12 protein-coding genes, 1 other RNA gene and 1 other annotated feature are annotated in these 16922 nt (G+C 39.0%); of the genes, 2 read left to right on the top strand and 11 right to left on the bottom strand.

The window, feature by feature from the left end; all coding sequences use genetic code 11:
- The first annotated feature begins 172 nt into the window (after positions 1–172).
- The gene (locus FLK20_RS01130) at positions 173–1441 is read left to right on the top strand and encodes a replication-associated recombination protein A (RefSeq protein WP_152654723.1); all 1269 of its coding nucleotides are present in this window, start codon (positions 173–175) and stop codon (positions 1439–1441) included.
- A gap of 422 nt (positions 1442–1863) precedes the next feature.
- Entirely contained in the window at positions 1864–2535 is a 672-nt protein-coding gene (locus FLK20_RS01135) for an RsfA family transcriptional regulator (protein WP_152654724.1), read from the top strand.
- A gap of 87 nt (positions 2536–2622) precedes the next feature.
- Here the strand turns inward: FLK20_RS01135 and ssrS are convergent.
- From ssrS to secDF, 11 genes are all read right to left on the bottom strand, one after another.
- Positions 2623–2805: non-coding RNA, 6S RNA (gene ssrS, locus FLK20_RS01140), on the bottom strand.
- A gap of 83 nt (positions 2806–2888) precedes the next feature.
- Complete coding sequence (gene gdhA, locus FLK20_RS01145) at positions 2889–4259, bottom strand: NADP-specific glutamate dehydrogenase (protein ID WP_370453150.1); 1371 nt, start codon at positions 4257–4259, stop codon at positions 2889–2891.
- 188 nt (positions 4260–4447) lie between these two features.
- Entirely contained in the window at positions 4448–6223 is a 1776-nt protein-coding gene (aspS, locus tag FLK20_RS01150) for an aspartate--tRNA ligase (RefSeq protein WP_152654726.1), read from the bottom strand.
- A 3-nt stretch (positions 6224–6226) separates the two neighbouring features.
- Positions 6227–7510, bottom strand: coding sequence for a histidine--tRNA ligase (hisS, locus tag FLK20_RS01155; RefSeq protein WP_152654727.1), 1284 nt, complete (start codon positions 7508–7510; stop codon positions 6227–6229).
- Between the two features lie 136 nt (positions 7511–7646).
- Positions 7647–7870, bottom strand: a binding site (T-box leader).
- A gap of 131 nt (positions 7871–8001) precedes the next feature.
- Positions 8002–8175 (bottom strand): hypothetical protein, encoded by a 174-nt coding sequence (locus FLK20_RS21505; protein ID WP_194165486.1) that lies wholly within the window; start codon positions 8173–8175, stop codon positions 8002–8004.
- Positions 8176–8249: 74 nt separating this feature from the next.
- Entirely contained in the window at positions 8250–8696 is a 447-nt protein-coding gene (dtd, locus tag FLK20_RS01160) for a D-aminoacyl-tRNA deacylase (RefSeq protein WP_152654728.1), read from the bottom strand.
- A 14-nt stretch (positions 8697–8710) separates the two neighbouring features.
- The gene (locus tag FLK20_RS01165) at positions 8711–10906 is read right to left on the bottom strand and encodes a RelA/SpoT family protein (RefSeq protein WP_152654729.1); all 2196 of its coding nucleotides are present in this window, start codon (positions 10904–10906) and stop codon (positions 8711–8713) included.
- Positions 10907–11170: 264 nt separating this feature from the next.
- Positions 11171–11683, bottom strand: coding sequence for an adenine phosphoribosyltransferase (locus tag FLK20_RS01170; protein ID WP_152654730.1), 513 nt, complete (start codon positions 11681–11683; stop codon positions 11171–11173).
- Positions 11673–13982 carry a single-stranded-DNA-specific exonuclease RecJ gene (gene recJ / locus FLK20_RS01175; RefSeq protein ID WP_152654731.1) on the bottom strand — a complete coding sequence of 770 codons (2310 nt, stop codon included), beginning with the start codon at positions 13980–13982 and terminating at the stop codon, positions 11673–11675. The genes FLK20_RS01170 and recJ overlap by 11 nt, the downstream gene beginning before the upstream one ends.
- An 89-nt stretch (positions 13983–14071) precedes the next feature.
- A complete protein-coding gene (locus FLK20_RS01180; RefSeq protein ID WP_152654732.1) occupies positions 14072–14434 on the bottom strand; it encodes a LapA family protein in 363 nt (120 codons plus the stop codon).
- A 194-nt stretch (positions 14435–14628) separates the two neighbouring features.
- Positions 14629–16881 carry a protein translocase subunit SecDF gene (gene secDF / locus FLK20_RS01185; protein WP_152654733.1) on the bottom strand — a complete coding sequence of 751 codons (2253 nt, stop codon included), beginning with the start codon at positions 16879–16881 and terminating at the stop codon, positions 14629–14631.
- Positions 16882–16922 lie beyond the last annotated feature (41 nt).

Genomic DNA, 16922 nt, shown 5'->3' on the forward strand with positions numbered 1-16922 from the left:
TTTATCTTTTTATTCTGCTTTCTATATATCATGTATTAAATAAAGTTAACTTATTTAATTCCATCTATACAAATTTGATTATTTATATTATAGCATGACTGCTCACCTCTTGCATTTCTCCTATATTCGCTTTAAGCTAATAGAATACTAAGCAGATGAAGGAAGTTATTTCATGTATAAACAACCACTCGCATATCGTATGCGACCAAAAAACATAGATGATATTATAGGTCAAGAACACTTGGTAGGTCAAGGAAAAATAATTGATCGTATGGTTAAGGCGAACCAGCTTTCTTCGATGATCTTATTCGGCCCGCCTGGTACCGGGAAAACATCGATGGCATTTGCTCTTGCAGAAACAATAGGGCTCCCGTCCAAAACGCTGAATGCTGTGACTGATAAAAAGAAGGATATGGAAATTGTTGTTGAACAGGCAAAGATGCAGGGGCAGACAGTTCTGATTTTAGATGAGGTGCACCGTCTGGACAAAGCAAAACAGGATTTTTTACTGCCGCATTTAGAAAATAATTTACTGACTTTAATTGGTTGTACAACAAGCAATCCTTATCATTCCATTAATCCGGCAATAAGAAGCCGCTGCCATTTGTTTGAGCTGCGCGGCTTAACACTTGCAAATGTTAAAACAGCATTGCAGCGTGCTATTCAAGATGCGACAAATGGTTATGGAGATAAAAATATTCATATTAGTGATGATGCTTTAGAGCATCTGGCTATTTCAGCGAATGGAGACCTGCGCTCCGCACTAAATGGCTTAGAGCTTGCAGTCAGCTCTACTCCACCAAATTCTCATCAGCAAATTGAAATAACGCTTGCAATTGCGGAAGAATGTATGCAGAAAAAAAGTTTCTCCCACGACAAAGATGGGGATGCGCATTATGATGTTTTGAGCGCTTTCCAAAAATCGATTCGCGGAAGTGACGCTGATGCTGCACTTCATTACTTAGGGCGTTTGATAGAAGCAGGGGATTTAGACAGCATCGCCAGAAGACTGATTGTCATTGCTTACGAAGATATTGGTCTGGCAAGTCCGCAAGCCGGTCCGCGTGCTGTTGCAGCAGTTCAAGCTGCCGAACGGATTGGTTTTCCAGAAGCGCGAATCCCGCTGGCTAACATTGTTGTAGAATTAGCCCTTTCACCAAAGTCAAACACAGCATATAAAGCCTTAGATGCCGCCTTAGAAGATATTCGCAAAGGAAAAAGCGGCGAAATTCCTGCACACTTAAAAGATGCACATTATTCAGGGGCAGGCAAGCTTGGCAGAGGTATAGATTATAAATATCCTCATAATTATCCGGGAGCATGGGTCAAACAGCAGTATTTACCTGATACGATAAAAAAACAGAACTACTACACACCAAAAGATACAGGAAAATTTGAAAGTGCCTTAAAACAAGTATATGAACGCATCAAAAAAGATTAGGATAGAATTTAGCGGGCAGCTCCCCGCTAAATCTTAAATGGAACGAATCAGGTGATACAATGATCGTTCCCCATACATAAAAAATTTTACTTTCATTATACTTAGCAGGAATGATTATGGACACTCCTGTTACGAACAATAGGACCTCAGGAAATTTAATCTATAATTTAAAGTGGTGTATATTTTTAAACTCCTCTGGAAAGAATAGAGATTACTATAATCTTTCTAGTACGTTAGGAAAGTATGACATGTTAACGTACAAATATAAGAAAAACGCAAAGACCTGTGATTACAAGTTTTTCTTAGACAGCTAAGAAAGTATAAAGCTTTCTTACTGCATAAGCTCAAACTTTGATTGTCACCTAAAGACTGGGTGCCAGCAAAGTTTTCTAATATTTTCTTAATTATGAGGAGTGAATAGCATGGTAAAAGTAAGACAAGACGCTTGGTCTCATGAAGACGATCTGTTATTGGCAGAAACTGTTCTGAGACATATTCGTGAAGGAAGCACTCAGCTGAATGCATTTGAAGAAGTAGGAGATCATTTAAACCGTACCTCAGCAGCCTGCGGTTTCAGATGGAATGCAGAAGTTCGTAATAAATACGAAAATGCAATTGACCTAGCGAAAAGACAAAGAAAAGAAAGAAAGAGAGCTTTGAACAAAACCGTTCAAGCTGTTCCCAAAGTTCCTGTTGCTGATACAGAGCATGTTCCAGATCATGAAGAACCTGAGCGCAAGTTGGCAGTACAGACAAATATTGAATCGGCTGCACCATTCAATTTAGATACAGTCATTAAGTACTTAAAATCATTAAAAAAAGACTTGTATACTTCTAATCAATCGAAGTCTTCGCTGCAAGCATTAGAGAATGAGAATACCTCTTTGCAGGCGAAGGTGGAGGAATTACAAAAGAAATTAACAGATACTGAACAGCAGCTGCATGCCATGAAAGAAGATTATCAAACATTTATCCAAATTATGGACCGAGCCCGTAAAATGACAGTTTTTGAGGATGCCAACCTTATAAGTGCACCTTCCTTCCGTATGGATAAAAACGGAAACCTTGAGCAGCTTGCACAAGGATCAAATTAAATTGATTTAGATACTTTCCTTGACACAGCACAGGTAGCTATCCATCATCAATACGTAAAAAACTGCACAAAATTGTGCAGTTTTTTACGTAATCCCGATAGTGCCGTCCAACAATAAAGTTTTGATCCCGCTTTTGGCAGGTGGGTGTCCTGCTTTAAAGGTTTTATGCTTCCCCTCTTAGGCATGCACGCACTTTAAAGACAAATCGGATTCCCTAACTTACAGGTGTTCGGTCAAAATACCAATTGTTAACGAACACATCAGGATTGTTATGATTTATTTTTATTATCTTAGCATAAATTTGTTCAAAGTACAAATAATATATTATAGAAAAATCAATTTCAGCCGGCTTCTTAGATAATCCCTTGCTCTACCATAGCATCGGCAACCTTTAAGAAACCTGCAATATTTGAACCGGCAACGAGATTTCCTTCTTTCCCATACTCGTTTGCAGCTTGAATACTATTTTGGTAAATATCACGCATGATGTCTTGGAGCTTTTCATCCACTTCTTCAAAACTCCAGGCAACACGGCTGCTGTTTTGAGCCATTTCTAACGCAGACACAGCTACGCCGCCTGCATTTGCTGCTTTTGCTGGTGCAAATAAAACATGATTATCCAAAAATTGGTTAATCGCCTCTAAGGATGATGGCATGTTTGCCCCTTCTCCTACTGCGATCACACCATTTTTAATTAACGTTTTTGCTGTTTCTTCGTCAATTTCATTTTGTGTTGCACAAGGTAAAGCAATCTCACATGGAATCTCCCAAACCGATCCGCCTGCAACATATTCTGCATTCGGATGTGTTTCTAAGTATACATTTATACGCTCTCTATCTACTTCTTTGATTTGCTTCACTAATTCAACATCAATACCATTCTCATCATATACATATCCGTTGGAATCACTGCACGCAACTACTTTTGCACCAAATTCGGCTGCTTTTTCCATAGCATAAATAGATACATTCCCTGATCCAGATACAACAACTGTTTTACCGGAAAAATCCCGGCCATTATCTTTAAGCATTTCCTGTACAAAGTAAACCGTGCCGTAACCTGTTGCCTCTTTACGTGCTAAGCTGCCTCCGAAACCTAGACCTTTACCCGTTAAGACACCTGGTTCTACAGCACCTTTTATCTTTTTATACTGACCGTATAAATAACCGATTTCTCTTCCGCCTACCCCGATATCTCCCGCAGGCACATCTGTATCCGGCCCAATATATCTAGATAATTCTGACATAAAGCTTTGACAAAATCTCATAATTTCTAAGTCTGACTTTCCTTTTGGATCAAAATCAGATCCGCCTTTTCCTCCACCAATAGGTTGACCGGTTAAAGAGTTTTTAAAGATTTGTTCAAAGCCTAAAAATTTAATAATACTTGCATTTACTGTTGGATGAAAACGAAGGCCGCCTTTATATGGTCCAATAGCGCTGTTAAATTGAACACGGTAACCGCGGTTCACCTGAACACGTCCTTCATCATCTATCCAAGGAACACGAAAAGTAATTAAGCGTTCTGGTTCTAAGATTCTTTCTAAGATCCCTAACTCCATGTAAATTGGATGCTTTGCAAAAACAACTTCTAAAGATTCGACAATTTCTTCAACTGCTTGCAAAAATTCTGTCTCATGGCTATTTCTCTGCTTTAGTTCTTCGTAAACACCTTGTACGTATTCTTTTGCTGTTCGATGACTATGCTGTAAATTATTTTCCATGGCTCTCATCATTCATCTCCTTTATATTTTCAACCGATTCCTTATTGAAAAGGTTTTTTTATTTTATATGAAAAAACAAATAAATACAAGAATCTTAAAGTTCTGTTTGTTTTTATTTCACATTTTTCTGTATTTATTGCAGAAATGATATGCACGATATGCAGAGATATCGTGCATATTCTACAACCTTATTCTTTATTATTTCTTTCCGCTAATGCAATCGACAATTCCTGCAGCTGGTCTCCACTCACTTCACCAGGAGCTGCTGTCATTAAATCAGAAGCAGATGCTGTTTTAGGGAAAAGAATTGTATCACGCAGGTTAGAGCGCCCTGCCAGCAGCATAATAATGCGATCTAACCCTAATGCAACCCCACCATGAGGCGGTGCTCCATATTCTAATGCGTCCAATAAGAAACCAAATTGCTCTCTTGCTTCTTCTTCTGTAAATCCGAGCGCTTTGAACATTTGATTTTGCAGTTCTGTCTGGTGAATACGGATCGATCCGCCGCCAAGCTCATAGCCATTTAAAACTAAATCATATGCATTCGCACGGACATTTACCGGATCGGTTAACAGTTTATCTTTATCGGCTTCCACCGGTGATGTAAACGGATGGTGAGCTGCAAAATAACGGCCTAATTCCTCATCATATTCAAATAGCGGCCAGTCTGTTACCCATAAGAAATGAAACGCTTCTTCATCAATCAACCCTAAGTCTTTCCCAAGCTTCAAGCGCAACGCTCCTAAACTATCGTAGACGACAGATGATTTGTCAGCTACAAATAATAGCAAGTCTCCACTGCTTGCATTTGCCTTATCCATGATAGCTGCTTTTTCCTCATCGGATAAAAATTTACTGATCGGACCTTTCACTTCGTCTTCCTCTACTTTTAACCAGGCCAAGCCTTTTGCACCATATACATTTACAAACTCTGTTAACTTATCAATATCCTTTCTGGAATAATTGCCGGCAGCACCTTCTACATTTAATAAAGCTACTTTTCCGCCATTTTCTACTGCTTGCTTAAATACTTTGAATCCAGAAGCAGCCACGATATCTGATACATGAATTAATTCTAATCCAAAGCGTGTATCTGGTTTATCAGAGCCAAAACGGTTCATGGCTTCATCATAAGGCATCCGTTGTAAAGGTAAGTGAATATCGACACCTTTCACCTCTTTAACAACCTCTTTCATCATTTCTTCTGTCATGGTCATAATCTCATCGCTTGTTAAAAAGGATGTTTCGATATCCACCTGGGTAAATTCCGGCTGACGATCCGCACGTAGGTCTTCATCACGGAAGCAGCGTGCGATTTGGTAATAACGTTCGAATCCGCTCATCATAATTAGCTGTTTAAATAACTGCGGAGATTGTGGTAAAGCATAAAATTCACCCGGATGAACACGGCTCGGTACAAGGTAATCACGAGCTCCTTCCGGTGTACTTTTGGTTAAAATTGGTGTTTCCATTTCTAAGAATTCATTTTTATTTAAATAGTTGCGAATTGCCTGTGTGGTTTGATGCCGTAATTTAAACGTTTCCTGCAAGCCTGGCCGGCGTAAATCTAAATAACGGTACTTTAAGCGGATATCCTCTGCGATATTGATATCATCCTGAATCATAAATGGAGGATTTTTCGCTTTATTTAACACTGTAATTTCATGTGCCAGTACTTCCAATTTGCCAGTCGGAATGGAAGGATTTACGGTTGCTTCATCACGTAAAACAAGCTTGCCGACTACATCAATCACATATTCAGAGCGGATACTTTCCGCTATTTCCAGCGCTTCCTGAGAAAAATCCGGATTAAAAACAATTTGCATAATTCCTGATTTGTCCCGTAAATCAATGAAAATCAGCCCGCCAAGATCCCGGCGCTTTTGAACCCAGCCTTTTAGTCTGACTTCCTGTTCTATTTCATTTTCGGTTAAGTGTCCTGATAAAACACGTTCTGTCATTTTTTAACTCTCCTCCAATAACAACTCTTTCATTCCAGAAACAATATAATCAATTGAAATCTCTGTTTGATTTCCGGTTTCCATATTTTTAACGGCTACCACTTGCTTTTCCAGCTCATCATCACCTATAAAAATAACAAATCTTGCTTTTAACCGGTCTGCCGCTTTAAGCTGTCCTTTCATTTTGCGATGCTGGTAATCCGTATCTGCCTGAATCCCGTTCGTACGCAACTGATGAACGAGCTTTACCGTCTCCGTCCGTACTTTTTCAGAACCAAAGCCTGCTACAAAACAGTCCAGCTTTGTATCAACAGGTATAGCAATATTTTCTACCTGAAGAGCCATTAACAAGCGTTCTAAGCCCATTCCAAAACCAATTCCCGGTGTATCCGGACCGCCAAATTCATTAATTAATCCATCGTATCTGCCGCCGCCGGCTAATGTCGTAATAGCACCAAAGCCTTCAGCTTCACTCATAATTTCAAACGCTGTGTGATTATAGTAGTCTAAGCCGCGGACTAAATTGGAATCCACTGTATATGAAATTCCCATAGCATCTAAATATGCTTGAACCTGTTCAAAATATGCTTGAGATTTTTCATTTAAATAATCCAAAATGGATGGTGCAGTCTTCATTGCTGGATGATCACGATCTTTTTTACAATCCAGCACACGTAATGGATTTTTATCCAGCCGTGATTGGCAATCTGAGCAGAGCTCCTCACGATATGGATCAAAGTGAGCTACAAGTGCATCACGATGTGCCCTGCGGCTTTCTTTATCGCCTAATGAGTTAATTACCAGCTTTAATGATTTCAAACCTAACCTTTGATAAATCTGCATTGCCAAATCAATGACTTCTGCATCAATTGCAGGATCCTCACTTCCCATCGCTTCAACCCCGAATTGATTTAATTGGCGCATTCTGCCTTTTTGCGGACGTTCATAACGAAACATCGAGCCGAAATAATAGAGCTTCTCCGGTAAATTAGGGCTGCCGTATAATTTATTTTCAACAAAGGCACGGGCAACACCAGCTGTTCCTTCTGGACGAAGCGTAATACTCCTGCCTCCTCGATCCTCGAAAGTATACATTTCCTTTTGCACAATATCTGTAGAATCTCCAACCCCGCGCTGGAATACTTCCGTATGCTCAAAGATTGGTGTGCGTATTTCGTGATAACGATATGCATCACAAATGTTTTTTATTTGTTTTTCAACATATTGCCATTTTACTGTATCCTCCGGCAAAATATCTACGGTTCCTCTTGGCGCTTTCATAGCCATTTTATTGCCTCCTTCACTCATATCCAAAATAACTGGCGAACTTTGCTTTCTGACCAGCAGAAAATGGTAGCAGGTAGTTTTTAATGCGGATGATTTCATTTTTTGACAATACAAAAATCCCGTCCCTTATTAAAAAATAAGGGACGGGATTTTTCCCGCGTTGCCACCCTAGTTGATATCAAAAAAGATACCCACCTTTACCAGTTAACGCCTGCAACACGTTTATATCTACTCCATCTATTTCGATATAAATCCTCCAGAATGTCTTTCATATAAACCGGATAGATAGTTGCTCCCAGCCAATGACAACTACTCTCTTCCTACCTGTGCCTATATTACTTTTTCCTTCAACGGTTTCATTCATTTAATTTTAAGGAACTTCTGCTAAGACCGTCCACTCGTGCTGAGTAACGTAGAAGTCCACCACATCCAGTGGAAGACATCCAGTGGATGTGGAATGATTATAATGATAAGGTTAGTTTCGTACAATGTCAAGAACGATTGCTCTTTTTTTTCAATTGTTTTACTTCCTGCATGGAAATTCCAAGCTCTGTTGCTATTTCTAAATAGGTTAACGTCTTTTCCATTTGCAGAAAATGATGAAAATCCACCATCAACAGTTCAGAATAATTATTGGCATTTCTTTGTTTTGTCTCTCGATGCATCGCTTAAGTTCTCCTTTAAAATGAAGTTCTTATAGCATCTCCACAAAATGTTAACCTTATTCTTACCTTTTTCCCTATCTGTCTTTACTATCAATAATCAGTGTTACAGGCCCATCATTTACCAGCTGGACATCCATCATCGCCCCAAACTTCCCTGTCTTTGTCTCTATTCCCTCCACACGCAATGCTTCATTAAAGGCATCGTATAAGGCTTCTGCTTTATCAGGCTTGGCTGCTTTGGTAAAGCTTGGACGCCTCCCTTTTTTTGTATCTCCATACAGTGTAAATTGGGATACAGATAAAATGCTTCCTTCTACATCCTTAATGGAAAGGTTCATTTTGTCATTCTCATCTTCAAAAATACGTAAATGGACAATCTTATTGACAAGATACTTTAAATCCTCATCTGTATCCTCATGGGTAACACCAACAAGTAAAAGAAATCCTTTTTTTATTTTACTAATTTTTTCTCCACGGGTCGTGACAGAAGCTTCCTTCACCCGCTGCAATACTACCTTCATAAAACAAACGCTCCTTACTGCACTGTTCTTGTCACAGTGTACACTTCCCGAATCTGCTTTATTCGATCCACTACTTTGCGCAGGTGGTTCGTGTTATGGATTAAAATGGTTAATTGAATAACAGCCATTTTATTGCGGTCTGACCTGCCATTAACATGCGTAATATTCGTTTTTGTTTCATTGACAGCCTGCAATACCTCATTGAGCAAACCACGGCGATCATAGCCTGTAATTTCTAAGTCAACATGATATTGTTTTCTTTCCGCATATTGATTTTTCCATTTCACATCTATATAACGCTGCTTTGCTTCCTCTGTTTGTACATTGGGACAATCCGCACGGTGAACAGATACGCCTCTGCCTTTTGTAATATAGCCTAAGATTTCATCACCGGGTACCGGATTACAGCATTTTGCTATCCGGACAAGCAAATTGTTGACACCAGCCACTTCAATGCCTGAATCTTTCTTTGAGGATGGTCTTACCTTATCTGTTTTTACCTCTTCTATCTTTGTCTCCAAATCTTGATCAGCTTCTCTTGAATGACGAATCTTTTCCGTTAATCGAGTAGCTATAAGTGCTGCCGTAATTCCTTGATAACCAACAGCCGCATACATATCATCTTCATTTGTAAAATTGAATTTGTCAAATACACGCTGTAAATTATCCTGCGTTAATACTTCTTTAGGATCGATATCAAAGGCACGAATTTCTCTTTCTACAGCTTCTTTCCCTTTACCAATATTCTCATCACGCTGCTGTTTTTTGAAAAATTGCTTTATCTTACTTTTCGCTTGCGAGGTTTGAACCATTTTCAGCCAATCCTTTGATGGTCCATACGAATGCTTTGAGGTCATTACATCCACAATATCTCCGTTTTGCAATTGATAGTCCAGAGGCTCCATCTTGCCATTAATTTTCGCTCCAATCGTTTTATTACCGATTTCTGTATGAATCTTGTAGGCAAAATCGATTGGTATCGAGCCTGACGGCAATTCGATTACCTCTCCTTTTGGTGTGAAAACGTAAACCATATCTGAAAAAAGATCAATTTTCAGCGACTCCATAAATTCTTCCGCATCATGTGTTTCACTTTGCCACTCCAAAATCTCCCGGAACCATGATAATTTCTCTTCAAAGGAGCTTTTTCCTTTTGCCTGCTTTCCTTCTTTATATGCCCAATGCGCTGCAATCCCATACTCTGCAATATCATGCATTTCCTTCGTACGTATTTGTACCTCAAGCGGATCACCTTTAGGTCCGATCACCGTCGTGTGCAGCGATTGGTACAGGTTTTGCTTCGGCATCGCAATATAATCCTTAAACCTGCCCGGCATTGGCTTCCAATTTGTATGAATAATCCCTAAGACAGCATAGCAATCCTTAATATTATCAACCAAAATCCGGACAGCAAGAAGATCATATATTTCATTAAACTGTTTTTTCTGATTGACCATCTTTTGATAAATGCTATATAGATGCTTCGGGCGGCCTGACATCTCTGCTTTAATATTTACAGCCTCAAATTCTTGTGAAAGATCAGTAATCACTTCCTGGATATAAGATTCTCTTTCTTCTCTTTTTTGCTTCATTAACTGAACAATACGATAATATTGCTGCGGATTAAGATAGCGTAATGCCGTATCCTCGAGCTCCCACTTTATCGTGGATATTCCCAGCCGATGGGCAAGCGGAGCAAAAATTTCCAGCGTTTCATTGGAAATACGTCTTTGCTTTTCTGGCGGCAGATGCTTTAATGTCCGCATATTATGCAATCTGTCAGCAAGCTTAATCATAATAACACGGATATCTCTTGCCATTGCAACAAACATTTTCCGATGATTTTCAGCCTGCTGCGCTTCTTTTGTTTCATAGCGAATTTTCCCAAGCTTTGTTACACCATCAACAAGTGCAGCTATTTCATGATTAAATTCTTCTTCTATTTGTTCAAAAGTTACATCTGTATCCTCGATAACATCATGAAGAAAGCCTGCTGAAATGGTTTCTGCGTCCATTAACAAATCAGCAAGTATTCCGGCAACCTGTACTGGATGAATAATATATGGTTCACCAGATTTACGAAATTGATCTTTATGAGCTTCTTTCGCAAATTCATAAGCGCGTTCAATCAAAGCAACATCTTGATCAGATAAATATTCTTTTGCTTTTTCTACAATATCTGTAATGTTGACATTTTCATCTTTTGCCATGTAATCACCTTTATTTACCCTCAATATTCAATAAATTATACTAAAATAAAAATAGCAACAAGTATCTAAAAGCTTGAAGCCATTTCTTCCATTAAAATCTCTTCATTTTCTCCGGTTTAAAAACATTATTCGATAATAATTACTATTATAAGACTTTTTTTATATGTCTGTCCAACTAAAACATATTATATACGGATAAATTAATTTATACAAAAAAGAGTCAACACAGGATTTAGCTCCGTTTGACTCTTTTTTGTATGTTTATTAATAAGTCATTATCGTAAGCACATCGTAGCCTTCCAATTTATCCTTTCCATCCAGATAGCTTAATTCCACCAGGAAAGCACAGCCGGCAACGATTCCTCCAAGCTGTTCTACTAAATGAATGGTTGCTTCAATGGTACCGCCTGTTGCCAGGAGATCATCTGTAATAAGGACACGCTGTCCAGGCTTAATAGCATCCTTATGAATGGTTAAGACATTCTTTCCATACTCCAGTCCATACTCCACTTTAATGACTTCCCGTGGTAATTTTCCTTCTTTGCGGACGGGGGCAAAACCAATCCCCAAGGCATAGGAAACAGGGCAGCCAACAATAAAACCTCTTGCCTCCGGGCCAACAATAACATCAATTTCTTTTTCTTTTGCATATGCTACAATTTCATCCACAGCTGATTTATAAGCTGGTCCATTGGCCATCAATGGCGTAATATCTTTAAAACGAACTCCTTCTTTTGGCCAGTTCTCAACAATCTCGATATACTCTTTATAATCCATATACTGCTTCCTCCTTCACATTTAGGGACGTATCCATACAAGATTCAAACCACTTTTTCAAATCTTGATAATTAGAATAGATAAGTATATTCTCGGCTTCTTTTTGTTTCATACATGTTTGATAAACGATTGATTCGGATAAATCTTGTTTGTTCGTTGCTGCTTCATAACGAAGCCAGCCATCCTTTTTCACTGCAAAACCTAAATCTACAAACACATCTGACATAAACATCACTTTTGCTTCATTCCAGCCTCGATGCTGTTCAATCGCCTTCTGCATTTCTGCAACCCGAAACTGCTTATGCTGTTTAATCAAGCTATAATAGTCTATAAATTCTTTCCGCGATGGGAACTGAAATGGGTATTGGTTTGGCACCTGGCGGATGGCAATTACAATATTTTCAGGATTCATCTGACGGATAATTTCCTTCATATCATTTAATGATTCGGGCAACGCTGTAAAGCCGATTGTCTGATAAGAACGGAGATCCATCGACAGTGCCTCTTTATAGCTGAATGTCTCCTGATGCTTAGTGAACTGCACAGGCTCTCCGCAAACAAAAACTTCTTTTCCTGTCCCGGGAAGCAGTTGCTCCGCTTTTTTGCCGCGAAAATCAAATAGCTGCCATTCTGTAATTTTCAAATCTTCCATCATTAATTGCGCCATCCGTCTGCCGTTCCATTCATTAACAGAAAGTTCTCCGGCAACAGATATCTTTGTATATGGAGAAATAGCTTCCTTCAGTTCCCCAAATCCAAAGCCAACCATATCTATTTGTGCTTTTGGAGACGCAAATTGCATTTTCAAGTGATTCTTTTTACTTCCAATTTGACGGACTTCTTTTGGTATTCCATTTATTTCAAATAGCGGCTTTGGGTTACCCATGCCGAACGGGGCAAGCTTTCCTATCTCTTCAATGATTGAAACATTAATATCTTCTATATCTAATATAGCATTAATATTTAATTCCTGCTTAAAATCTTCTTCTGATAAATGCTCAAAAAGTAAATCATCCAAAGCTGCTTCCAGGGAGACCAAATTCTCCACAGGTAATGTCATCCCTGCTGCCTGGGCATGCCCGCCAAAGTGTGTAAATAAATCTCTGACAGTCATACAGCCTTCAAATAAATCAAATGCAGGAATACTTCTGGCCGATCCTTTGACAATACCTTGTTCCGGCTTTATCGCAAGCACAATCGCCGGACGATCATATTTTTGAACTAATTTGGAAGCAACAATTCCTAATACTCCTTCATTCCAGCCTTCTTTGGCTACAATAATAATCCTTTTATCTGTTTGAATCATTCCCATTGCTTCATCAACAATTTCTTGAACAATTTTCTTGCGCTGTTCATTCATATGATTTAGTTCATTCGCCATTTCCAGGGCAATTTCAGCATCCTTCTCCAGGAACAGGTCAACAGCTAAGTCGGCATCTCCTAAACGTCCTACTGCATTGATCCGCGGACCGATCCGAAAACCGACATCCTCTTCTGTAAGACGCTCCTCCAATTGGCACACTTGCTTCAATGCTTTCAACCCTACATTGTTTGTCCGCTCAAGCTCTTTTAAACCAAATGTCGCTAAAACGCGATTTTCAGAAACCAATGGCACCAGATCCGCAATCGTACCTATCGCAGCAAAAGGAAGTACCTCATACGGAAGCTCTCCCATGATGGCTTGTGCTAATTTCAATGAAACACCCACACCGGCAAGTTCTTTAAAAGTATAATCCTCCGATAGCTTTGGATGAATGACCGTATAACAATCTGGTATTTGTGCCTGAGGCTCATGATGATCGGTAATGATTAAATCCATTCCAAGCTCTTTTGCTACTTCCGCTTCATGTACAGAAGCAATTCCTGTATCAACCGTAATAATCAACCCGAATCCAGCCTGATGAAGCTGCCTGAATGCCAATTCATTCGGGCCATATCCTTCTGTGAATCTATTCGGAATATAATATTCACAATCTGCACCAATTTTTTTTAAGGCATGCAGCAGAACAACCGTGGAGCTTACCCCATCAGCATCATAATCCCCATACACAACGATCTTTTCCTGATTGGCAGCCGCTTCCTTGATCCGTTTCACTGCTTTATCCATTCCCTGCAATAAAAATGGATCAGCCAAATTACTTAAATCAGGCTGCATAAATTGTTTTGCTTCTTCCGTTGTCGTAATTCCTCTTTGCAAAAATAGATCCTTTACAATAGGCGACATTGCTATTTCTATTGAATCTCTATCCTTTGCAGGAGGATTATTTATATATTTCCAGTTTGCTTTACTTGATAGCATAAATTCACCCCTGACCTAGTTATTATACTAAACTAAATCAGGGGCATCAAATAGATTCCTTTAAGTAAGAAAGAAATTAATAAGACAGATTATTCTTTATCTGCTTTTTGGGCTTGTTTCGCTTCTTGACGCAGTTTTTTTCGAGTTTCTTTTTTGTTTTCTTCTTCATTCTGTTCATCCATAATTCCATGCGCTGCCATTCGCTTTTTCAAACGTTCGTTTTCTGTGCTGAGCTTTTTGACATCATGATGTGCTCTATAAAGCCGGAGAGCTCCTACTGCTGCAGTAATTAACCCTCCCATTAATACTGAAAAGAGAATAACGAGAATTAAAGGTGATTCCGTCTCCCAGAATAAATAGTTTACTGTTACCGGATCTACATTAATAACAGCAAACACTGCAATGATAATCACAAATATAATAGCGAGTATAACATATACTTGTCCATTCATAAAAACTTCCTCCATCAATACATATTTATTATCTATTCATTACCCGATTTAATATTATGTTAAGCCTGAAAAAATAAAAGAGAGCTTTCATTTTTAGAATGCCATTGTTCAAGAAATGCTGTTTTTTAGGCTTATCTGGAGACATTACTGTATTGAAAGCTCTCTTTAGGTGTTCAGCTTCACTATTAAGTTTTTTAAACCTGCGGACCTTCCACCCGTTCTTTCTTTCTAAAGTCAACTGGCTTCTTTTTCACGGATTTGCCTCTCCATACTAACCAAAGCTGTGAAGCTAAGTATAGAGAAGAATACGTCCCGGCCAATAATCCGATTAACAAAGCAAAAGCAAATGCCCAAATCGATGATGCTCCAAGCACCATAAAAGCAACAACAGCAATAATGGTTGTAATCGATGTATTCATTGTCCGCGTAAAGGACTGAACAATACTCTTATTAACAATTTCCGCCAGTTTCTTAAAGGATTTGACGGTTTTTTCATGGCGAATGTTTTCCCTGATCCGGTCAAAAATAACGAGTGTATTATTCAAAGAATAACCGATGATCGTTAGAATAGCAGCTACAATTGTCACATCAAATTCAATTTGGGTTAAACTGAATGCCACCAGCATAAAGAACACATCATGCAGGAGGGCAATAACTGCCGTCACCCCAAAGAAGAATTCAAAGCGAATCGCAATGTACGCAACAATAAACAGTGATGCTATTGCTACTGCATAAATAGCGTTTTTTACAAGTTCCTGACCAACAATTGGTGATACAACACTCACACTCGGCTCATGGCCATAGGAATCCAGGAAATGCTGCTGAACATTGTCTACTTCTCCCTCATCAAGAATCGTGTCAAAACGGACAACGCCGATATCATTGTTTTCACCGGATAAATTTACAGAGCTTACTTCGTAGCCCAGTACTGTAAATTCTTCTACAATTTCATCTTCCGTCAAGCTTTGATCAGCTACAACCTCTATTCGTGAACCACTTGTAAAATCAACACCAGGGTTAATTCTAAATATACCGATGATAATAGCTCCAATGACAACTAACAGCAATGTAAAGGTAAAGAATTTCTTACGATGATTCGTAAAATTAACCTGCTTTTTAAAAATCGTTGGCTCAAGCTCGCTCCCTTCTGTGATATCCTTGATTTGGTTTTTGTTAACACCAAGCCAAGCCTTTCTTTTTTTCAGGAAGCCACTTTGAACCCATAATGCCAAGAGAGCTCTTGTGCCGAATACTGCTGTAATAAAACTAATTAAAATACTGATGATTAACATCGTCGCAAAACCCTTAACAGAGCTTGTTCCAAATACAAATAACACACCTGCTGCAATTAAAGTGGTTAAGTTCGCATCCAAAATGGTTACAAACGAATTTTTGTTTCCAGATTGAAAAGCAGCTTTCACAGACTTACCAGTCCGTAACTCTTCTTTAATACGTTCAAAAGTAATAACATTCGCATCAACTGCCATCCCGACTCCGAGAATTAGCGCAGCTATACCAGGCAATGTTAAAACCCCATTCAGCAGTTCAAAAATTAAAACTACCAGGAATACATAAGCAACTAAATTAATCGAAGCGATGATACCGCTGAAGCGATAAAACACACAAAGATAAAGAATGATTAAACCGATCCCGATAATTCCGGCAAAAACCGTTTCATTTAATGCTTGTTCACCGAATTGTGCACCTACAGATGTAGAAAAAATTTCATTCATATGTACAGGCAGTGAACCAGAATTAATGATATCAGCCATTTGTTGTGCTGATTCTACCGTAAAGTTCCCTTCAATCATGACATTATTGGAATGGATGGCCTGGCTTACTGCTGGAGCAGAAACAAATTTAGGCTCCTCTTTCATCACTTCTTCTGCGAATGAATCCTCATCTTCCTGATAATCCATCCAAATAACAAGACGGTTATCAGCCATTTGACTAATTTCTTCCGTTACTTCACCGAATTTCGCTGCATCTTGCAGCTGTAAGGTGACAATCGGCGCATTTGTATTTGGATTATAATCCTGACTGGCACTTCCTTCAACAATGTCTGATCCATCAAGATATTCTTTATCATCAACATCTCTGAAAGAAAGTTGTGCCGAGGTGGACAGTAAATCTCTTGCCTCAGCCTGATTGTCAATTCCCGCAAGCTGTACCCGAATTCGATCTTCTCCTTCTATATTAATGACCGCTTCACTGATTCCCAGCCGATTTACGCGGTCATTCAATGTTTGAACCGTTCCTTCCATCAGGCTGCTTGAAATTTCCTGGTCATCATTCACAGGCTCTACTTCATATAAAACTTCAAAGCCTCCCTGCAAATCCAAGCCAAGATTTACATTACTTACTAGATTGCTAAACGTTGTTCCAATTACTCCTGCCAAAACTGCGATGACAAGAAAAAAGGCAACGAGTCTGCCTCTTTTTTTCATCGTTTGCACTTCCTCCTTCGTATATCAACCTTTGAATCCAT

The sequence above is a fragment of the Oceanobacillus sp. CFH 90083 genome, from assembly GCF_009389585.1.
Classification (GTDB): domain Bacteria; phylum Bacillota; class Bacilli; order Bacillales; family Amphibacillaceae; genus Oceanobacillus.

Coding starts and splice junctions, on each gene's coding strand:
- hisS (WP_152654727.1), bottom strand. CDS start 7,510: ATGGCTATGAAAGCGCCAAGAGGAACCGTAGATATTTTGCCGGAGGAT.
- FLK20_RS01130 (WP_152654723.1), top strand. CDS start 173: ATGTATAAACAACCACTCGCATATCGTATGCGACCAAAAAACATAGAT.
- aspS (WP_152654726.1), bottom strand. CDS start 6,223: ATGACAGAACGTGTTTTATCAGGACACTTAACCGAAAATGAAATAGAA.
- FLK20_RS21505 (WP_194165486.1), bottom strand. CDS start 8,175: ATGCATCGAGAGACAAAACAAAGAAATGCCAATAATTATTCTGAACTG.
- dtd (WP_152654728.1), bottom strand. CDS start 8,696: ATGAAGGTAGTATTGCAGCGGGTGAAGGAAGCTTCTGTCACGACCCGT.
- recJ (WP_152654731.1), bottom strand. CDS start 13,982: ATGCTATCAAGTAAAGCAAACTGGAAATATATAAATAATCCTCCTGCA.
- gdhA (WP_370453150.1), bottom strand. CDS start 4,259: ATGGAAAATAATTTACAGCATAGTCATCGAACAGCAAAAGAATACGTA.
- FLK20_RS01165 (WP_152654729.1), bottom strand. CDS start 10,906: ATGGCAAAAGATGAAAATGTCAACATTACAGATATTGTAGAAAAAGCA.
- FLK20_RS01135 (WP_152654724.1), top strand. CDS start 1,864: ATGGTAAAAGTAAGACAAGACGCTTGGTCTCATGAAGACGATCTGTTA.
- FLK20_RS01170 (WP_152654730.1), bottom strand. CDS start 11,683: ATGGATTATAAAGAGTATATCGAGATTGTTGAGAACTGGCCAAAAGAA.
- FLK20_RS01180 (WP_152654732.1), bottom strand. CDS start 14,434: ATGAATGGACAAGTATATGTTATACTCGCTATTATATTTGTGATTATC.
- secDF (WP_152654733.1), bottom strand. CDS start 16,881: ATGAAAAAAAGAGGCAGACTCGTTGCCTTTTTTCTTGTCATCGCAGTT.